Annotated in this window: 14 protein-coding genes and 1 riboswitch; of the genes, 6 read left to right on the top strand and 8 right to left on the bottom strand. The window is 43.5% G+C overall.

The genetic code is table 11. The features are described 5' to 3' along the window. Positions 1 to 33: 33 nt before the first annotated feature. Genes IGK61_RS10595 through IGK61_RS10605 form a run of 3 tightly spaced genes read right to left on the bottom strand, consistent with a single transcriptional unit; the run spans position 34 to position 7467 of the window. Positions 34 to 3198, bottom strand: coding sequence for a DEAD/DEAH box helicase (locus IGK61_RS10595; protein ID WP_438844825.1), 3165 nt, complete (start codon positions 3196 to 3198; stop codon positions 34 to 36). Between the two features lie 16 nt (positions 3199 to 3214). Next, a complete protein-coding gene (locus tag IGK61_RS10600) occupies positions 3215 to 6343 on the bottom strand; it encodes an AAA family ATPase (protein ID WP_060792239.1) in 3129 nt (1042 codons plus the stop codon). Between the two features lie 2 nt (positions 6344 to 6345). Further along, a complete protein-coding gene (locus IGK61_RS10605) occupies positions 6346 to 7467 on the bottom strand; it encodes an exonuclease SbcCD subunit D (protein ID WP_060792238.1) in 1122 nt (373 codons plus the stop codon). A 254-nt stretch (positions 7468 to 7721) separates the two neighbouring features. Here IGK61_RS10605 and anmK point away from each other — a divergent pair, with 254 nt between their 5' ends. The 3 genes from anmK (at position 7722) to IGK61_RS10620 (ending at position 11406) form a co-directional block, all read left to right on the top strand. Then, the gene (gene anmK / locus IGK61_RS10610) at positions 7722 to 8882 is read left to right on the top strand and encodes an anhydro-N-acetylmuramic acid kinase AnmK (protein WP_060792237.1); all 1161 of its coding nucleotides are present in this window, start codon (positions 7722 to 7724) and stop codon (positions 8880 to 8882) included. A gap of 21 nt (positions 8883 to 8903) precedes the next feature. Continuing rightward, positions 8904 to 10199 carry a PTS sugar transporter subunit IIC gene (locus IGK61_RS10615; RefSeq protein WP_005229683.1) on the top strand — a complete coding sequence of 432 codons (1296 nt, stop codon included), beginning with the start codon at positions 8904 to 8906 and terminating at the stop codon, positions 10197 to 10199. 115 nt (positions 10200 to 10314) lie between these two features. Beyond that, positions 10315 to 11406 (top strand): DUF871 domain-containing protein, encoded by a 1092-nt coding sequence (locus IGK61_RS10620; protein WP_060792236.1) that lies wholly within the window; start codon positions 10315 to 10317, stop codon positions 11404 to 11406. Between the two features lie 53 nt (positions 11407 to 11459). On the opposite strand, the gene IGK61_RS10625 is transcribed toward IGK61_RS10620, so the two are convergent. Further along, entirely contained in the window at positions 11460 to 12095 is a 636-nt protein-coding gene (locus IGK61_RS10625) for a lysophospholipid acyltransferase family protein (RefSeq protein ID WP_005229679.1), read from the bottom strand. A gap of 137 nt (positions 12096 to 12232) precedes the next feature. Between IGK61_RS10625 and IGK61_RS10630 the strand changes: the two genes are divergently transcribed. Then, the gene (locus IGK61_RS10630; protein WP_060792235.1) at positions 12233 to 12967 is read left to right on the top strand and encodes a tRNA1(Val) (adenine(37)-N6)-methyltransferase; all 735 of its coding nucleotides are present in this window, start codon (positions 12233 to 12235) and stop codon (positions 12965 to 12967) included. Then, positions 12957 to 13235 (top strand): GIY-YIG nuclease family protein, encoded by a 279-nt coding sequence (locus IGK61_RS10635; RefSeq protein ID WP_060792234.1) that lies wholly within the window; start codon positions 12957 to 12959, stop codon positions 13233 to 13235. Before IGK61_RS10630 ends, IGK61_RS10635 begins: the two co-directional genes overlap by 11 nt. 86 nt (positions 13236 to 13321) lie before the next feature. On the opposite strand, the gene IGK61_RS10640 is transcribed toward IGK61_RS10635, so the two are convergent. After that, complete coding sequence (locus IGK61_RS10640; RefSeq protein WP_060792233.1) at positions 13322 to 14014, bottom strand: hypothetical protein; 693 nt, start codon at positions 14012 to 14014, stop codon at positions 13322 to 13324. A gap of 231 nt (positions 14015 to 14245) precedes the next feature. Beyond that, a riboswitch (Fluoride riboswitch) is annotated at positions 14246 to 14318 on the top strand. 90 nt (positions 14319 to 14408) lie between these two features. Here IGK61_RS10640 and IGK61_RS10645 point away from each other — a divergent pair. Further along, the gene (locus IGK61_RS10645; RefSeq protein WP_060792232.1) at positions 14409 to 15620 is read left to right on the top strand and encodes a chloride channel protein; all 1212 of its coding nucleotides are present in this window, start codon (positions 14409 to 14411) and stop codon (positions 15618 to 15620) included. 58 nt (positions 15621 to 15678) lie between these two features. Here IGK61_RS10645 and efp read toward each other — a convergent pair whose 3' ends face one another. The 3 genes from efp to IGK61_RS10660 all read right to left on the bottom strand — a co-directional run bounded on the left by efp (position 15679) and on the right by IGK61_RS10660 (position 17925). Beyond that, on the bottom strand, positions 15679 to 16239 hold the full coding sequence (efp, locus tag IGK61_RS10650) for an elongation factor P (RefSeq protein WP_005229668.1): 561 nt from the start codon (positions 16237 to 16239) through the stop codon (positions 15679 to 15681). A gap of 74 nt (positions 16240 to 16313) precedes the next feature. Further along, positions 16314 to 17252, bottom strand: coding sequence for a cation diffusion facilitator family transporter (locus tag IGK61_RS10655; RefSeq protein WP_005229666.1), 939 nt, complete (start codon positions 17250 to 17252; stop codon positions 16314 to 16316). A 103-nt stretch (positions 17253 to 17355) separates the two neighbouring features. Further along, positions 17356 to 17925 (bottom strand): DUF2179 domain-containing protein, encoded by a 570-nt coding sequence (locus IGK61_RS10660; protein WP_005229664.1) that lies wholly within the window; start codon positions 17923 to 17925, stop codon positions 17356 to 17358. Positions 17926 to 18155: the final 230 nt, after the last annotated feature.

An 18155-nucleotide genomic window follows, 5' to 3' on the forward strand; every position in this document is an offset into this window, starting at 1 on the left:
TCGCTCCTGCGGCAGGTCCATCTTTTTGATTGGCTAACTTTCTTCGCCGATACTCAATATCAAGCGAATATCTTCTTCTGTCATTTGTTGAAGCTGTGTTTCATTGCCTTGGATCACTTTTTGGAAAAGCTCACGTTTTTCTTGTTGCAACGCATCCATTCGTTCTTCAATGGTTCCTTCAGCAATCATTCGCCAGACTTCGACAACATTTTTTTGACCGATCCGATGGGCTCGTCCAGCGGCTTGTTCTTCCACCGCCGGGTTCCACCACAAATCGTATAAGATCACGGTGTCTGCGCCGGTCAGATTCAGTCCTGTTCCTCCTGCTTTTAACGAGATCAAGAAGACGTCCTTTTCTCCACTATTGAAGGCATCAACCATCGTCAAACGATCTTGCGGCGGTGTGCTGCCTCGCAAGTAAAAGGACTCAAACCCTTCTTGTGCTAGCTCTTCTTCAATGATCGAAAGCATGCTAGTAAACTGAGAAAATAACAGCACACGACGCCCATTTTCTTTGGCTGCTAAGAGTAAATCTTTGACCTGTTCAAGTTTCCCAGAAGACCCTTCATAATCCTCCACGAATAATCGTGGGTCACAACAGATTTGCCGCAGTCGAGTCAAACCAGCTAAGATACTGATTCGATTTTTACGAAAAGACGTAGAATCCATTTGCGCGATTTCTTCCCGCATTTGCCGCAAGTACGCCAAATAGATTTTCTTTTGTTCTTCTGTTAAAACACTGTAATAATTTGTTTCCAATTTTTGCGGCAAATCATGCAGCACGGATTTTTTGTCTCTTCGCAAAATAAAGGGTTTGATCATTTTCGCAATTTCTTGTGTAGACAGTTCTTTAAATTTCTGCTTGTTCGGGAAAAATCCTGGCATGATCATTTGGAACAAGGACCACAATTCTTCTAAATTATTCTCGATCGGTGTGCCGCTGAGGGCGAATCGCTGTGGAACTTCCAAGGAGCGCAAGGCCTGTGCCGTTTTGGTCGCACTGTTTTTGACCATTTGCGCTTCATCTAAAATCAAACAAGTCAGATCTAGTGCTTGATAAGCATCAATGTCTTGCCGCAAGCTTGCATAAGAAGTGATGCGGACGTCCGCTGGCTGCGCCATCTGCCCTTCGCGCTCTTCTTTCGTTCCGCTGATGACAGACGCAGAAATCGTTGGCGCAAACCGTTTGATTTCTTGTTGCCAGTTGAATGTTAGACTCGCCGGTGCCACGATCAATACATTCAATTTTTGTTTCTCTTGTTTTTCTGAAAGTAAGTAGCTGATCGTCTGAACGGTCTTCCCTAACCCCATTTCATCGGCAAGGATACCGCCAAATTGATAGTGGCTCAACATTTTTAGCCAACGGAACCCAACTTCTTGGTATTGCCGCAACTCAGCATGCAAGTTTTCTGGCAGCTGCGCCTCAAAGTTTTCTGGATGGATCAAGTCTTCCGTCATTTGTTGAAAACCGGCACTAAAGCTGGCTTGATCAGCAAACTGCTCTTGCAGGAGCAGCCCTTGATTCAAAGGAACTTGGATCGCCCCATCCTTCGCTTCTAGTGAAAGACGCAATTTTTTCAGGGCAGCACTTGCTTCTTGAAACTCTTCCGATTCCAATGAAAGGACTTGCCCATTTTCTGTGGTATAAAATTGTGCAGACTGTAACAGGCTGCGCAAGACCTCATTGATCTCTGACTCTTGAATGCCGCTGACATCAAACTTGATATCCAACCAAGAACCATTTTCTTCGATAACGATTTCTGGTCGATGGTGTTGGGCGTCAAGGTAAAGTTCCCGCAGCTTCTTGCCGATACGGACTTCACCTAATTGCCTTAAAACAGGGATCTCCCTTGTAAAAAAGGTATAAAGTTGTTCCCCCGCAGGTAAGCTTTTTTGCCAATTTTTAGTGCTCGCTTGATAGCCAAAGGTTTCAATAATCGCTTCAATTCGTGCTTCTTGTTGAAAATCACGTAAAATCTCGGGATGATTTTCTGGCATATAGTGATGTTTTTCATCACTTGAAAAAACGACTTCTCCATAAGTGAAGTCTACTTGTAAATCGACTTGTCCTTTGATTTTCCGTAACGAAAAGACAGCTTTCAATTCAGACTCTTCGATTTCATTTTGAACTTCAGGTGCTACTTGGACACGCCCGATTTTTCGCAAATAAGGCAATACTTTCATAAAAAGATTCGCTAGTTCTTCTTTCGGATAGTCGATGACTGGCTGTTCAAATCGTTTAAACAACTGTTGCATCGTGACATAGATTTCCTTTTGTTCGACAGTCAGTTCATAAAAGGTTCCATCCAGCAGACCCCAATTATAATAGCTAAGTAAATGGTCAAAATCTTTCACGAATTCCAGCGGAAAATGATCCTCTTGTTTTGTGACTGAAAACGACAAAGGTTCACCGATTTGAAAATCGGCTTCATTGACTTTTGTTTCACCAATGGTTATTTGCGTATAGACTTCGTTTAACTGTAACAACAATTCTTTGCCGAACTCAACTGGTAGCAGCAAATACTTTTTGTCAAGTTTACCACTGATCTGAATGCCTGCTTGCCCGATTATCTGTTGCGTTTGCGCGATTCCTGCCAATCGATTCAACAAGGCTCGATTTTTCTCATCAAAGGCATCCGCAGATAGAAAGAAGGTCTGCTGCTTATTCGCTGCGTACTGCTTGTTTTCTTGGTACATCTGCAAAAATTTATAAATGTTTTTAACGACATAGGTCCGTGCGGTGCCACGATGGCCGACTTTGAGGGAAATCCCTAAGATATCCATTTCTTGATGGTAAGGATTGGTGGCGATGGTATCTATCCGAAATTCAACCTGTAAGGGTTGGCTCGTTTCTTTTTCGCTCCCTAAGCGGGCAAAGCCGTTGGAAAACATCTCTGAAGCAGAAAAGGCTTTTTTGATGGGGGTTTGCTCATTGATTTTTCGTGTTTTCCCTTGTTTGCGTAGATAAAGTTCGACTGCCACCGTGTGTTTGCAATAATGATGCTCTTCCCAGTACGGACATTGGCAATAATCTACCTCTTTGGCTGTAGCATCTAAGGTCACTAAATACAATTCTGTCCCCAATACTTCTGCGTGCCACACATTTTTTTCTTTGTCTGGTGTGACAGATAAGACGCGATCTTCGTTGACATACGTTCTGCCACGCTCAATTACTTTTTCTGGAATACTCCACTTCATAAGAGCCCTCCTCTCCTTATTCTTTTATTCGGATCCGGCTTTGCCCGCTGCCGTTAGTTTCTACGAAAACTTGCTGCAGGATTCTTGCCCGCAGTTCTCGAACATGACTGATGATCCCAATCATGCGCCCTTCATTTTCGATCATTTCTAATGCTTCCATCGCCATTTCCAATGATTCTTCATCAAGCGATCCAAAGCCCTCATCAATAAAGAGGGCTTCGATCTCGATCCCACCAGCTCGTTGCTGGATCACATCCGCCAAAGAGATCGCCAACGCTAAGGCAGCAATAAAGCTTTCGCCGCCTGAAAGTGTATGAGCTCTTCTGACTTGTCCCGCATTATCGTCATAGATGTCAATTTCTAAGCCTGTTGAGCTTCGATAGCTCCCGACTTTATCCGCTAATTCAAATTGATAGCGGCCACGAGTCAACCGAGCCAAGCGTTCATTGGCGACTTCTAAGATCTCTGTCAGAAATTGCTGCAGTACATACCGTTCCAAGCTGGTTTTTTTGACGTTTTCGCCGTTGATGGTTTCTGCCAACTGCTGAAGTTGGCCTAATTGGGCCAGTTCTTCGACATTTTGCTGATAAATGACCTGCAGCTCGTCAAACAACCGTTGATTGACGTTGACTTTCTCCTGTTTGCGAACTGTTTCTTGCTGTAGTTCCTCCATCACGGTCTGCAACTGAAGGTAGTCAGCTTCCAAATGGTTTAAATCTATCGCAGCTTGCTCTTTTAACTGTGCATCTAACAATGCTAGCCGTTGCTGAACAAACACCGTTTCTTGCTCATAGGTTTTGATTTCTTCTGAGAGAACGGTTGTTTGAGCGGCTTGGGCAATCAATTCCCGCATCGTTTCTTCCGTCATACCAGCTTCTTGGAGTCGCTGCGTCAGTCGTTGTTCTGCTTTTGTCTTAGCCGCTTGCTTTTCTGCAAAAAATTGCTGCAGATTTTTCAGCTTCTCTGAAAGAATCGCTTGCTGCTCGTTTAGCTGCGCTTCTTGTCGGGCATCAGCCTCAATTTGTTGCGTATATTCCCTCAGTAAACCATTGGTTTTTGTTAAATCGGCTTGTAATTGTTCATACGTTGCGCCTGCAAGTTGTTCCTGTAAAGAAGCCAATTTCCCCTCCGCAAGCTGACGCGCTTCTTGGGCTTTTTTCGCTTGCTCACTGACTTGCTGAAAGGACTCATTTAACGTTGCTAATTTCTCATTTACTGCCTGATGTTTCTTCTGTGCGTCTTCATAAGAAGCGGCTTTTTGTTGATTGAAAGATTGCCGTTTCTTTAGTTCCGCTACCGTCGTTTCCTCGGTAATCGTCTCTTGGTTTTCTATCGGCTGCAAGGCAGCAAATGCCTGTTGAACTGCAGTCCAAGCGAATGCCACTTGCTTCTGCGCAGCAACACTGGTGGCTTGCCATTCGCTGATTCGCAATGTGGCTTGCTCCTGCAGCGTTTGATTTGCCGATACTTGCTGCTGGATCTTCGTCAATTTTTCTTGTGTTTGCTCAAGTCTTTGTTCACTGGCAATGATGTCTTCGATGCGATAGGTCGTGTGCTCCTGTGTATTCGGATGATCCAATGATCCGCAAACCGGACAGGGTTCATTTTCTTCCAGTAATAGACGAAGCCGAGCAATTTGCATTCGAGCATTTTGACTGGTTTCTTGTTTTAACGTTTTTTGCAGCTCCAGCAAGGATGCTGCTAATTGCTGTTGTTCAAGAACTAACTCCGAATGAATTTGTTGCTGTTCCCCTGCTTTTTGCTCGGCTTCACGAAACTGCGCTTTTGCTTGCTGCCATTTTTCGACCAGAGCCTGCGTTTCTACCAATTTCACCGCTTCTGTTTGAAACCCTCGCAAGGTTTCGATTTCTTCTACCAGATGCTGCGCTTGCGCTTTGGCACTTGCTTGCGCTTGGTTTATCTTCGTTAATTCGGTGGTCTGTTGCTGTGCGGCTTTTTCAAGTTGCGCCACTTCTTCTTGCTGCGCTTGTGTACGCTGTGCTAGCGGGATCTGCTGCTGGATTCGTTGAACTTTTTGACTAGCAGCTTCCTGTTTTTTCTTGATGCCGTCAATCAACGCTCGTTGGTCTTGCCAGCTTACTTGTTGCTGCTGAATTTCTTGCAACTGCTGCTTTGTTTCGTTGATTTGCTGAGCAGCTTGCTGTGCTTCTTTCACTCGTTCTTCTTTTTGCTGCATGATTTCTTGATGTTCAAGCGCCCACACCAACTGGTTCAACTGTGCTTTTTTCTGAGCAATCTCGGTTTTTTTAGCATGCAGCTCTCGGGCTTTTTCTTGTAGACCTTGCCATTCGATCCGTGCATTTTCAATTTCTTTTGCACGGTAAAAAGCATCTTGCGCAGCTTTCATTTCTTGGATCGCTTGGTCTTTTTTGTGCAATAATTGCTGAAGCTGCGCTTGTTGTTTTTCTAAATCCTGCGCCCACAAAGTCAGACCTTCCGCAACCGTTAAAACCTCCTGCGCTTCTTCCCATTCAAAGCGCTCCATGATTTGCGAGGCGAGCAGCTGCTGATGCTCAAGCTTTTTACTTTGTGCTTTGACTTGCTCTTTCAACCATTCATTAAATTGTTGATACATTTCCGTGCCAAATAAATTCCGTAAAACGCGTTCTTTCTCATTGCTGCTGGCAATCAGAAAATTACGAAATTCTCCTTGCGGCAACATCATGATTTGAAAAAACTGTTTGGCATCCAGCTGCAGCAGATCCTTGATAAATGCATCAACTTCTGTGCGTTTACTGATCTGCTTTTTCTCTTTGCCTTCGGCGTCAAAAATCGTCAGCTGGACTTTTGCCGTTTGGTTGGTGACCCCGTCACCACGTTTTTTTGCTAAGGTCTGTTCCGGTTTCCGTTGGATCTGGTAGGTAAAACGCTGATGTTCAAAAGTAAAGGTGACGCTGGTCTCTTCGGTTGGTGAAGCAAACATCGAGCGCATTTCTTTGCCTGAGCGCAGATTCCCCGATGTTTCACCGAACAAGGCAAACGTCATGCCATCGAAAATCGTCGTTTTTCCTGCACCCGTTTTGCCGCTGATCAAAAACAAACCGCCAGCTTGCAGCTGACTAAAATCCAATTTTTCATCAATGAATGGACCAAAATTTTTCATTTGTAAAGACTTCGGTTGCATGACTATTCCCTCTTTTCCACGACAAATGCTTCATTTAATCCTTGTTCGATCCACTTGGTTTGTGCATCGAGCAATGAATCTCCCGTCATTTCTTGAAAAAAATGACTGATCAAGGTCTGCGGGTCGGTTTCTCGTGTGGTTAGCTGTCTTTTTTTCGTCTGTTCTCGTCCATTCAACCGTTCGACAGACAAAATAAATGGATAGATTTTTCGCAACTGATTCATCATATTTGGAATCACAGCACGATCCGTCAGCAGAAAATGCCAAAACGCCTCACGATTTAGATCACGGTAAAAAACCGGATCGATCAACTCCTCAAAGGAAGCCGTCAGTTGCTGGATATCCCTTTTTGGTGTGAGGGGAATAAATTCATTGGTGTCTTTTACAGTATCCACAAGATAGACCCCTTTTTGGTTCGTCCGTTCAGAAAGGGAAAATTTCAGCGGAGAGCCACTGTACCCGATTTTCGGATGTTTCAGGGCGGTATTGGCATGTAAATGCCCCAAAACGACTCGATCAAATGGCGCAAAAGCGGTGGTCGGTACGCTGTCCAATCCGCCAACTTGAATTTTTGTTTCTGAATCTGTTTGGCTAGAACCCGCCACAAAAAAATGGGTCACTAGCACTTGCTTTTTGGACGAGTCAAAGTTCTTGGTCATCTCCTCAATGACTCTTTGGACACTATCAGAAATCTTCATTAATGGTTCATCAAAAAACAAGCGCGCCTCGATCGGTTCAAAATAAGGCAGTAAAAAGAACTGTGTATCGTCAAACTCAACCGGGTGCAAACTTTGTTCGATGCTGGTGGACAGGTAAAAGCGTGTTTGTTGAAACCACTGACTACCGGTTTCTAGCCGCGTTGGGCTATCATGGTTTCCTGAGATAGCCAATAAAGGCAGTTCATTCGTTAGATTGATTTCTGCGATTTTTTCATTCAATAATTTGACTGCATCGACAGCGGGAACGGAACGATCATACAGATCACCTGCAATGACGATGGCAGCGACTTTTTCTTCTAAAGCGATCGCAATGATTTGATCGATAATTGCTCGCTGGTCCTCCAGCAAATCATAGCCATGTAGTTTTTTTCCGATGTGCCAATCAGCTGTATGTATAAAGCGCATTTCTTCACCTTCTTAAAAAATATCCTTCCAACCATTATACCACTTTCCCTGATCGTTAGACATCTCTCTGCCAGCGAAATTTCACTTACCACTCATTTTTGATAAAAAGAGCGAACACCTGACATCATTATGTTGAAATGTTTTTTCAATTATAAATTTATATCTTGAAATATAATTACACTTCATTTACAATGAGTGTGAAATCGAATTCAACAATCGCTTTCATCACTATTCTAAAAGAAAGGAGAAACGATATGCTTGCAATAGGACTCATGTCAGGAACCAGTTTGGATGGGATCGACGCTGCTTTAGTAAAAATCAATGGCAGCGGCACCGAAACTGACGTAAAGCTGATGGAAATGATCACGCTGCCCATTGGTGAAGAATTGAAGGAGCGAATAAAAACCGCTTGTGATCCGGTGGAATCAAATGTTCCCCTCATCTGCCAATTAAATACTGAATTAGGGTATGAATTTTTGAAAGCGTGTCAAATCCTCTGCCAAAAAGCTGGTATTGAAGAAAAAAGCATTGATTTTGTTGCCAGCCACGGACAAACGATCTGGCACTCCCCCGATGCTGACCCAGCGAAAAACAGCACCTTGCAAATTGGCGAACCTTCAATTATCGCTTATGGCTTACAAACGAAAGTCGTCGCCGATTTTCGAGTGATGGATATGGCTGCTGGCGGTCAAGGCGCCCCTCTTGTTCCTTATACAGACTATCTGCTCTATCAATCAGACACCAAAAATCGTTTGCTGCAAAATATTGGCGGCATCGGCAATGTTACTGTACTACCAAAAAGTGGCAGCTTAAACGAGCTGTATGCCTTTGATACAGGTCCAGGAAACATGGTCATCGATGAATTAATGGTTCAGCTATTCGGTCAGCCTTATGATGCGTTTGGTGAAACAGCCCGTGCGGGAGCAATTATACCAGCCTTGCAAAAGGAATTAAGAACTCATTTTTATTTGTCCCAGCAACCGCCGAAAAGCACCGGGCGTGAGCTTTTTGGAAAACAATTCGTGCAGCAGTTATTGACCCAGTATCCCGAAGCAGCACCTGAAGACTTGGTGAGGACTTTAACCGATTTTACCGCTTTTTCCATTGCTGACAGTTACCAACGGTTCATTTTTCCTCAGTTGGGAACAAACGATATGGAAGTGATTCTCTCGGGCGGCGGTGCCCACAATCATCTGCTGATTGAGATGATCCAAGGCTATTTACCAGAATCAGTAGCCGTTGGAACACAAGATGACATTGGCGGTTCCAACGATGCCAAAGAAGCGGTGGCTTTTGCCATCTTAGGAAATGAAACCCTTCACAGCCGTGTCAACAATGCCCCTGCAGCAACCGGGGCATCCCAAGGCGTGATCTTAGGGAAAATCATTCCGAATCCATGGGAAGCAAAAATGTAAAACACCTTAGGAGGATAAACCATGTTAGATAAATTCACTCAATTCATCGAGCGCCATTTGGCAGGACCGATGGAAAAACTTGGCAGCCAGCGTCACTTGCGGGCGGTTCGTGACGGGATCGTCTCAACCTTGCCATTGATCATCGTCAGTTCGTTCTTTATGATTTTAGCCTTTCCACCGCTGCCTCAAAGTTGGGGCATCTATCAATTCTTGTCTAGTAATGCCACAACGATCTTATTGCCTTATCGAATGACGATGTACATTATGAGCTTGTATGCGGCATTCGGGATTGGATACAGTCTTTCTCGCTCTTATAAGCTTGATGGTCTTTCTGGCGGGATCCTAGCTACGACCGCCTTTTTACTGACCTTCACCCCGGTCAATATCCCAGCAGAAGCCTTGGATGCTGCTGGAACGGTCGGCTTTGTCTTGCCAATGGCCAACTTAGGGAGTGCTGGTATGTTCGTGGCGATCATCACCTCGATTCTTGCCGTTGAAATCTATCGGTTAACGGACAAATCGAAATTTAAAATCACGATGCCAGAACAAGTCCCACCTGCAGTCGCTCGCTCTTTCGAAGCCTTGACCCCTACCTTAGTCATTATTTTAGGAATGGGCGCGATCACTTACTATATCGGCTTTGACTGGCACACGATCGTGGCAAAAGTCGTCGATCCTTTAGTCAGTGCCGCAGACACCTTGCCAAGTGTGCTATTGATCACCTTCTTGACGACCTTCTTCTGGTCATTCGGGATCCATGGTGCTTCTATCGTTGGATCATTGGCTCGACCATTATGGTTGCAGTTGTTAGAAGGGAATACAACTGCGCTTGCTTCAGGAGATATGATTCCCAATATCGCAGCCGAACCATTTTATCAATGGTTTATCTGGATTGGTGGGGCTGGTTCAACGATTGGTTTGGCGATTTTGCTAGCGTTTCGCACCAAATCAGAATTCGGTTCAAAACTAGGAAAAACAGCCTTAATTCCAGCAATTTTCAACATCAATGAACCACTGATTTTCGGTACACCGATCGTCTTGAATCCAATCTTGATCCCACCATTCATCATTGCGCCTTTAATCAATGGTGTCATTGCATGGGTCGCCACCTCAGCAGGTTTAGTCAATGCCGTCACGGTCAATGCCCCTTGGACATTGCCTGGACCAATTGGTGCTTTCTTAGCGACTGGCGGCGATTGGCGTGCCATCGTGCTGAATGTTCTTTTGATTCTTTTATCGATTCTGATCTATTACCCATTCGTAAAAATCTATGACAAAAACGAATTAGAAAAAGAAAATCAACCAGTCGCACAATAATGTGTAAATAATGGTCGTACGAAGTACCCATCAAGACAACAGAAGAAGCCTTCCTCAGCAGCTTTTTCAATGCCAAGAGGTGCTTCGTGCGGTTTTTTAGAAAGAAGGAAAACCATTGAAACGAGAAATTGGCCTTTCGATTTACCCCGACCATAGCGATCCTTTACTGGATCAAGACTATTTAAAAAAAGCTGCTGCCCTTGGTTATTCGCGCTTATTTATGAGTATGCTGGAAGTCAGTGAAGGCAAAGAGCCCGTCAGAAAAAAATTCTCTTCGATTATCGGGTTTGCCAAGAACCTTGGCTTTGAAACGATATTAGATATTTCGCCAGCTGTTTTTAGTGATTTGGCGATCTCTTATGACGATCTGAGCTTCTTTGCAGAATTAGGTGCGGACGGTATCCGCTTGGATCAAGGATTTGATGGCAATAAAGAAGCCCAGCTGACCTTTAATCCATTTGGCTTGGCGATTGAATTGAATATGAGTAATGATGTGAACTATTTAGAAAATATCCTTTCTTATCAAGCAAATGAACCTTTTTTATATGGCTGCCACAATTTTTACCCCCAACGAGGCACAGGCTTAACGGAGGCTTTTTTCCGCAGCTGCAGTCAACGTTTTAAAAAATATGGGTTGAAAACAGCCGCCTTCATCACTAGTCAATCAGCCAAAATTGGCCCTTGGGAAGTCAATGATGGCTTACCGACCTTAGAATCTTGTCGAGATTTACCATTGGCGCTGCAAGGGAAGCTGCTTTTTGCTTCTGGGTTGATCGATACGGTGATTATTGGCAATGCCTATGCGTCGGATGCAGAACTGAAAGCTCTGGCGGCGATCGATCGCTACAAACTGACATTTGGCGTTTCCGTAGAAGCAGAAGCCAGCGAAATCGAACGGAGGATATTAGCTGAAACCAATCATTTTCGTCGCGGTGATAGTAATGCGTTAGTTGCTCGTTCCACACAGTCACGGGTGAAGTACCGTCCCGTCGAAAACCTCCCTCATACAAACCAAGAACCGTTTGCTTACGGGGACATCGTTATCGGCAATGATACCTTTGGTCAGTACAAAAACGAATTGCAGATCGTTTTGACCCCTCACCAAGACGTGCGAAAAAACAAAGTCGGCACTATCCCCAAAGAGGAGTTGCCTTTGTTGGAATATTTGAAACCATGGACCAAATTTGCTTTCGAATTATTGGATTAACTCTTTAGAAAAAAGCCGCTGATCACAAAAGGATCAGCGGCTTTTCTTAGGTATTAATCTTCTCTTTTGGACTCATCGATTTGATAAACAAATGACGGATCAATCGCTTGATCCAGTGTGTCAAATGCACCCTGGATGCGCCGTTCGACTTCCGCCAAGCCCTCTTTGTCCATCTTTTTGATGTCACTGATATCGATTGGCTCCCCAAAGCGGACGGTTACTCGCTTGCGTTTAAATAAATCCTTTAATGTCAGCGGTCCTTGATAAACAGAGGGAACGATCTTGACCTTAGCCATTTTTGCGATCAACGCCATGCCGCCTTTTAAAGCCGTTGCGTGTCTCGTACCACTTGGAAACATGATCAAGCTAAGATCGGTTTCCTTCAAAATTTTGACTGGCGTCTTTACCGCACTCGGTCCTGGTTTGTCCCGTTTGACTGGAAAAGCATTGGCATGAATCAAAATGAACCGTAAAATCGGGTTTTTGAACAGCTCTTCTTTCGCCATAAAACTAAATTTCTTTGGCCGAGCAGCCACTGCTAGGTACAATGGATCCCACCAGGTTCGGTGAGGAGCCACTAAAATATAGTTTTCATTTTTAGGTAAAACCTCTTTGTTTTGATAACGAGCATTGCCGTTGATCAAAAATAATACTACGCGAACCACACCGCGCATAAAGCGAAAAAACATACTCATTTTCCTTTCTATTTCTCTCCTATTCAAGTATGCAAAAAAACGGTTTAAATGACAAGCATTTTTTAGCGTTTCCCATTATTCTTAATCGTAGTATAATACATTGAAATGAATTTAGAACAGGAGTATGCTTCATGTTGCAACCGAACGAACGCATCGACCAATTGTATGCCGATGACATCAAGATCATTCAAAGTTCCGAAGTTTTTTCTTTTTCATTAGATGCTGTCTTATTAGCCAATTACGCTAGAGTGCCAAAAAGAGGTGTGGTCGTTGACCTTTGTGCAGGGAATGGTGCAGTCGGTTTATTTATCAGCAGAAAAACGACCGCTCATATTTATCAGGTCGAATTGCAGGAACGTCTAGCGGATATGGCGCAACGCAGTATCGAATTAAACGACTTGCAAGACCAGCTGACGGTCTATCCTATGGACTTGAAGAACCTCTTTCAAAAAATCAAACCTGATTCCGTCGATCTTTTGGTCTGCAATCCGCCTTATTTTAAAAATGTACCGACGGCGATCAAAAACCCGAATCCCTATTTAGCGATCGCCCGTCACGAGATCACCACAAATTTAGATGAAGTGATCCAAACCGCCAGTAAAGCGTTAAAAATGAACGGACGGTTTGCGATGGTTCATCGACCGGATCGCTTTCTCGATATTTTGGACCATATGCGTGCCCATCGAATCGCCCCAAAACGCGTCCGCTTCGTCTATCCGAAAGTAGGCAAAGAGGCAAATATTTTATTGATTGAAGGAATCAAGGATGGTAAGGCGGATGGCTTTAAAATTGATTCCCCTCTCATTACCTATGATGAAACAGGTGCCTATAGTTCAGAAGTGAAGGCGATGCTCTATGGCTGCTGAGAATCATTATTTTTATGTCTTGCGTTGCAACGATCAGTCCTTCTACGGTGGTTATACCACTGATTTGAGTCGCCGCTTATTAGAGCACAACAAAGGGATTGGGGCAAAATATACCCGTCCTGCTAGTCGCAGACCTTTGCAAATGATTCATGCAGAAAGCTTTTCCACTCGCAGTGAAGCCACTCAAGCAGAAGCCGCCTTCAAAAAATTGTCTCGCAAAAAGAAAGAGGACTACCTAATCAGTCATAGGAAAAGCAATGTTATCTGACTAAGCATACAAAAAAACTACCTGCGCACGGAAGATTCCCTCTTGAGAGAACTTTCTTTCGTTACTTAGGTAGTTTTCTTTTATGGTTATTCATTCCTATTCGGTAACGCCCATTGGGTTTGACTTTTCCCAAATTCTTGCGGGATCACAGAATCGACGGATTGATATTCGAGGGTTTCTTGAGTATTTGGAATCGTAATTGCCGTCAAATAGTTGTTGGTTTCGGAATAGAAGCCGATCGTTTCAAAGGAAGGATCAGTCAAATGGTATTGAACCCCCTGCAGTTTAGCGGTTGTTTCCTCTTCCACAAATGTCGGTTGATAGCGAGCATAGTAAACCTGGGCGCCCATTTTAAAATATACGGAGTTATGAGCAGATCCAAGAAATTCAATCGCCCGTTCCACTGGTACTGCTTGATAGATCCCTAAAGTTTCAATCGCTTCATTGCTTTGGATGCGCTGATAAACTGCTGTAGTATCAGATTCGTAATATTTATAGCCTAAAAACATTTTTTCGCGGTCACGGATATTCGGTGTGATCAGCGCATTATACGTTTTGAATTCACCATACACTTGATCTCCAATAAAAAAGCCTAGCAGACACGCAACGACTATGCCGCCAAGCAATAGCGTCACTTTTGGGTTGCGGTTTTCTCGATAAAGCAAAACCATCAGGAACCCTAATAACGCAATTAGACCAACCACCATGAGAATTGGTAGGATCACGTAATAAAAACGCTCACTTTGCAGCCATTTTTCGATCGTCATAAATGCAACCATTCTTTCTTCCCCTTCGATTCCTCACTACCTACTGTTTTTCCCTTGGTCAACCAGTAGAAGGATCGTCCTTTCATCCCTTTTCTTGCCATTGACTCTTCCGACGCTCAATTCACATGTAAATTCTTATGAAATTAATTTTACCATAAGTATGTATAAAAGATAAGTATTAGATGGACTGCTTTTCGCGACCAGCATCCATTGACAAAACGAGGGTTTTATCAGATAATATTGATGCTAATAGGGAATGAATGTCTCCCTCAGTTCTTACTGAAACCGCAATTTTGCTAATGACTTCTACCACTTTTTTAGTGTGTAGTAGTCATTTTTTATTTTCACTCGTTCGTCATAGTTGCAAGAGCATTATTCCTATATTTTTTAAAGGATCGTGATAGAAATGAAGAAACAAAAAACAACGTATTTTGAACTGACTACATTAGGTTTGCTCAGTCTGGTGATTGGGGTGCTTGCTGGAGCCGTTGACACTTTCTTTGGTAAAATTTTGCTGTTCTTAAGTGCCTTTCGTGAAAGTCATTTTTTGCCATTGATTCTCTTCTTACCAATTATCGGTATTTGCTTTACTTACCTTTTCCAAAAGTATGGCGATCGGAGTCCTCAAGGAATGAACTTAGTGTTTTTAGTCGGGCAGGAAGAAGAAAAAGATATTCCGCTGCGTTTGATTCCTTTTGTAATGGTGGGAACCTGGCTGACGCATTTATTTGGAGGAAGCGCCGGCAGAGAAGGAGTTGCGGTTCAGTTAGGTGCCACCATCGCCAATCGTTTAGGAAAATGGCTGCGAATAGAAAAGTACGCCAGCACCCTGATCATGATTGGGATGGCTGCGGGATTTGCTGGTTTATTTGAAACCCCCATCGCTGCGACGTTCTTTGCATTGGAAGTGCTTGTCATCGGTAAATTCAGTCATCATGCCCTCTTACCTGCTTTGCTGGCTGCTTTCACTGCTAGTACGACTTCTCAATGGTTAGGCTTAGAAAAATTTAGTCTTATGTTGCCTCAATCCGTCGATTTGACGATACCTGTTTTTCTGAAATTACTTGTGATTGGGTTGATTTTTGGTATGGTTGGCGGTAGCTTTGCGGGCTGTTTAGAAACGATGAAACGCATCATGAAGCGGCGCTTCCCGAATCCACTGTGGCGTATTGGGATTGGCGCATTGGCGTTAGTCTTGCTTTTTGTTTTGTTGTATCAAGGGCGTTATTCAGGCTTAGGAACAAATTTGATCAGCGCGAGTTTCACGAATCAACCGATCTATTCTTATGATTGGCTGCTTAAGTTGGTGTTGACCGTATTGACCATCAGCATTGGTTTTTTGGGTGGAGAAGTCACCCCTTTGTTTGCGATTGGCTCTTCTTTGGGGGTCGTGTTGGCGCCACTGTTCGGACTGCCTATCGAACTGGTAGCAGCACTAGGCTATGCCAGTGTTTTTGGCAGCGCCACTAGCACCTTATTTGCACCGATCTTTATTGGTGGAGAAGTCTTTGGCTTTCAAAATCTACCCTTCTTTGTGATCGTCTGCTCCGTCGCCTACTTTATCAGTAAACCTTATAGTATCTATCCTTTACAAAAAACATCGGCAATGGGACAATGAGCCACTTCTGAACACAACAAGAGCAAAGAAAAAACCGCGAACAAGTCGCGGTTTTTTGCTATTTTGCACGTTTTAAATAGGTACCTTCAGCTGTATTGATTTCTAGCATTTCGCCTTCTTCAACAAAGTCAGGAACATTGACAACTAAGCCCGTTTCCATCGTTGCTGGCTTACCAGAACCAGTCACAGTTGCCCCTTTGATCGATGGCTGTGTTTCAACAACTTTCAAGATTACGCTTGAAGGTAATTGCACGCCAATCACTTCGCTGCCGAAGAATTGGATTTTTACTTCCATGTTTTCTAGAATGAACTTCATTTCTTCTTCAACCACTTCAACTGGAATTTCATATTGTTCATAGGTTTCCAGATCCATAAAGAATGCGGTATCGTCCATTGTATATAGGTATTGTACAGCTTTCGTATCGATATGCGCTTTTTCAAATTTTTCTTCTGGACGGAAGGTTGTATCGTAAGTCGAACCAGTCCGAACGTCACGTAATTTCATACGCATAACCGTATTTCCTTTACCTGGTTTGTGGTGGCTGGCATCTAATACTTTGATAAGTTTGCCGTCTTGAACAAACGTCATTCCAGCTCTTAAGTCACTTGCATTGATCATAATTTTGAAATCTCCTTCACTATGTGATAATCCTTGTCTATTGTATCAAAAAAAACAGCTTTATTCTAGCTAAATCAGTGGGAAGGTCGCACAAGTTTGCGCCGCTTCTCCATGTAGTGAGGATCGTACTCATCCGTTTCAATATAAATATAGACTTTTTTATCTGCCATTTGATGTCGGATCTCGGCTTCGATCTCATTAATGATCTCATAGCCGACCTCTTCTTGTTTTGCGGCAATATCGACTTTCGCTGCAATCAAAATTTCTGCTGGCCCTAAATGGACTGTTTTCACATCGATCAAGCGATCAACATCGGGACGTTCAAACGCTTGTTTGATCACCGCTAAATCACGTTTGGTAACACTTTCCCCAATCAGTAGACTGTAAAATTCGCGGGCTAAGAAGATCGCTGCTACCATCAATAAAAGACCAATCAATAAGCCGCTGAAGGCATCAAAAAATGCGTTCCCGGTAATCATTGTTAAAACCGTTCCGATCAGTGCGATCATCAGACCGATCACCGCACAAAAGTCTTCTGTGAAAATGATCAAAATCTCACTATGCCGACTTTCTTTCAAAAAACGATAGATTGGTTGACGTTCGACGTTTAGCTCGCGGATCTCCTTGATTGCGATCCACAACGAACTTCCTTCAACGATCATCCCGAAAATCAAGATAGCGATCACTAACCAGGTATTGCCGACTTCATGGGCGGGATGCAGCAGCTTTTCCACTGCTTCCATCACGCCTAGTGCGCCCCCACCAAAGAAGAGCATCATCGCAACGATCGTGCTGAAAAAATATTTCGCCCGACCTTCACCAAACTGATGCAGTTCACTTTGTCCCTTTGTTGCCCGTTTATCACCGATCAATAAAAAGATCTGATTGCTGCAATCTACGACACTATGAATGCTTTCATTCAGCATGGCCGCACTACCGCTCAAGGCATAACCGACAAACTTACTGATCGCCACCAAAATGTTTGAGATCAGTGCAGCGATGACCGCCATCATGCCATTTGCTTTCTTTTCCACACCTAACGCTTCCTCTCATCAATAAACTCCCTGCTTATTATGCAACTATTCTTCACGAATGAATCAAGCTGCCTCTAGTTCCTCAATCAACAGGTGCTTGCTTTTTCAACTTCGCCTCTCTACGACTGATTTTTTTGGTCCAAAAACCACCCGAGATATACTTGGGTTCATAGCTGATGATAAACGCTCGCTCTTCCACCGCTTTGATCGTTTGATAGAGCTTTTTCTCACTTTTTCTTTGGGAAAGAATCTCTAAAATCAGTCGCGGGCCTTCCAATCCTTCACCAAAGCTTTGTGTCACACCATAGCCCTCTTGTCGCAAAATCTTCGGCAAACTCTTTTCTTCATCTGTATTACTAGGTAGGATCACTGTGACCATTGTATAGCCCAGAGCCAGCTTATCTTCGATTTTGATCCCGATACTGACTCCTGCAGCATAACCTAATGCATAGAACAAGAGATTCAGTGGGTTATCCAAACGATCCAATACCATAGATAAGCCTAAAATATAGATCGTGATTTCGATCATACTCACTAATGGGGCAATCACGCGATACCCTTTCATTGTCAATAAAAATCGCAGTGTGTTCAATGTAACATAGGCGAGATTGATAAAGAAAATCATCGCCAGCATTTGTAGATCAACTTCCATCTTTGATTCCCCCTTGTTCTTAGCATATCAAAACGCAAGCGAAAATTAAAATATTTGAGCAGGATTTAATTACTAAAATAACTAAATTAAATTTATTCTGCAGAAGGCAAAGTGCTTAGGTGATTTCGTTGATGACTACCGTGTCATGATTTTGCTCATCGATCCATTGCCTGTGGTTTCACTCACTTCTATTGATTGAAAAGCGTATCCACCAAAGTGGGAAAAGTAGT

This window comes from Enterococcus sp. AZ063 (assembly GCF_051715045.1).
Classification (GTDB): Bacteria; Bacillota; Bacilli; order Lactobacillales; family Enterococcaceae; genus Enterococcus_D; species Enterococcus_D casseliflavus.

Coding starts and splice junctions, on each gene's coding strand:
- IGK61_RS10595 (WP_438844825.1), bottom strand. CDS start 3,198: ATGAAGTGGAGTATTCCAGAAAAAGTAATTGAGCGTGGCAGAACGTAT.
- IGK61_RS10600 (WP_060792239.1), bottom strand. CDS start 6,343: ATGCAACCGAAGTCTTTACAAATGAAAAATTTTGGTCCATTCATTGAT.
- IGK61_RS10605 (WP_060792238.1), bottom strand. CDS start 7,467: ATGCGCTTTATACATACAGCTGATTGGCACATCGGAAAAAAACTACAT.
- anmK (WP_060792237.1), top strand. CDS start 7,722: ATGCTTGCAATAGGACTCATGTCAGGAACCAGTTTGGATGGGATCGAC.
- IGK61_RS10615 (WP_005229683.1), top strand. CDS start 8,904: ATGTTAGATAAATTCACTCAATTCATCGAGCGCCATTTGGCAGGACCG.
- IGK61_RS10625 (WP_005229679.1), bottom strand. CDS start 12,095: ATGTTTTTTCGCTTTATGCGCGGTGTGGTTCGCGTAGTATTATTTTTG.
- IGK61_RS10630 (WP_060792235.1), top strand. CDS start 12,233: ATGTTGCAACCGAACGAACGCATCGACCAATTGTATGCCGATGACATC.
- IGK61_RS10635 (WP_060792234.1), top strand. CDS start 12,957: ATGGCTGCTGAGAATCATTATTTTTATGTCTTGCGTTGCAACGATCAG.
- IGK61_RS10640 (WP_060792233.1), bottom strand. CDS start 14,014: ATGGTTGCATTTATGACGATCGAAAAATGGCTGCAAAGTGAGCGTTTT.
- IGK61_RS10645 (WP_060792232.1), top strand. CDS start 14,409: ATGAAGAAACAAAAAACAACGTATTTTGAACTGACTACATTAGGTTTG.
- efp (WP_005229668.1), bottom strand. CDS start 16,239: ATGATCAATGCAAGTGACTTAAGAGCTGGAATGACGTTTGTTCAAGAC.
- IGK61_RS10655 (WP_005229666.1), bottom strand. CDS start 17,252: ATGATGGCGGTCATCGCTGCACTGATCTCAAACATTTTGGTGGCGATC.
- IGK61_RS10660 (WP_005229664.1), bottom strand. CDS start 17,925: ATGGAAGTTGATCTACAAATGCTGGCGATGATTTTCTTTATCAATCTC.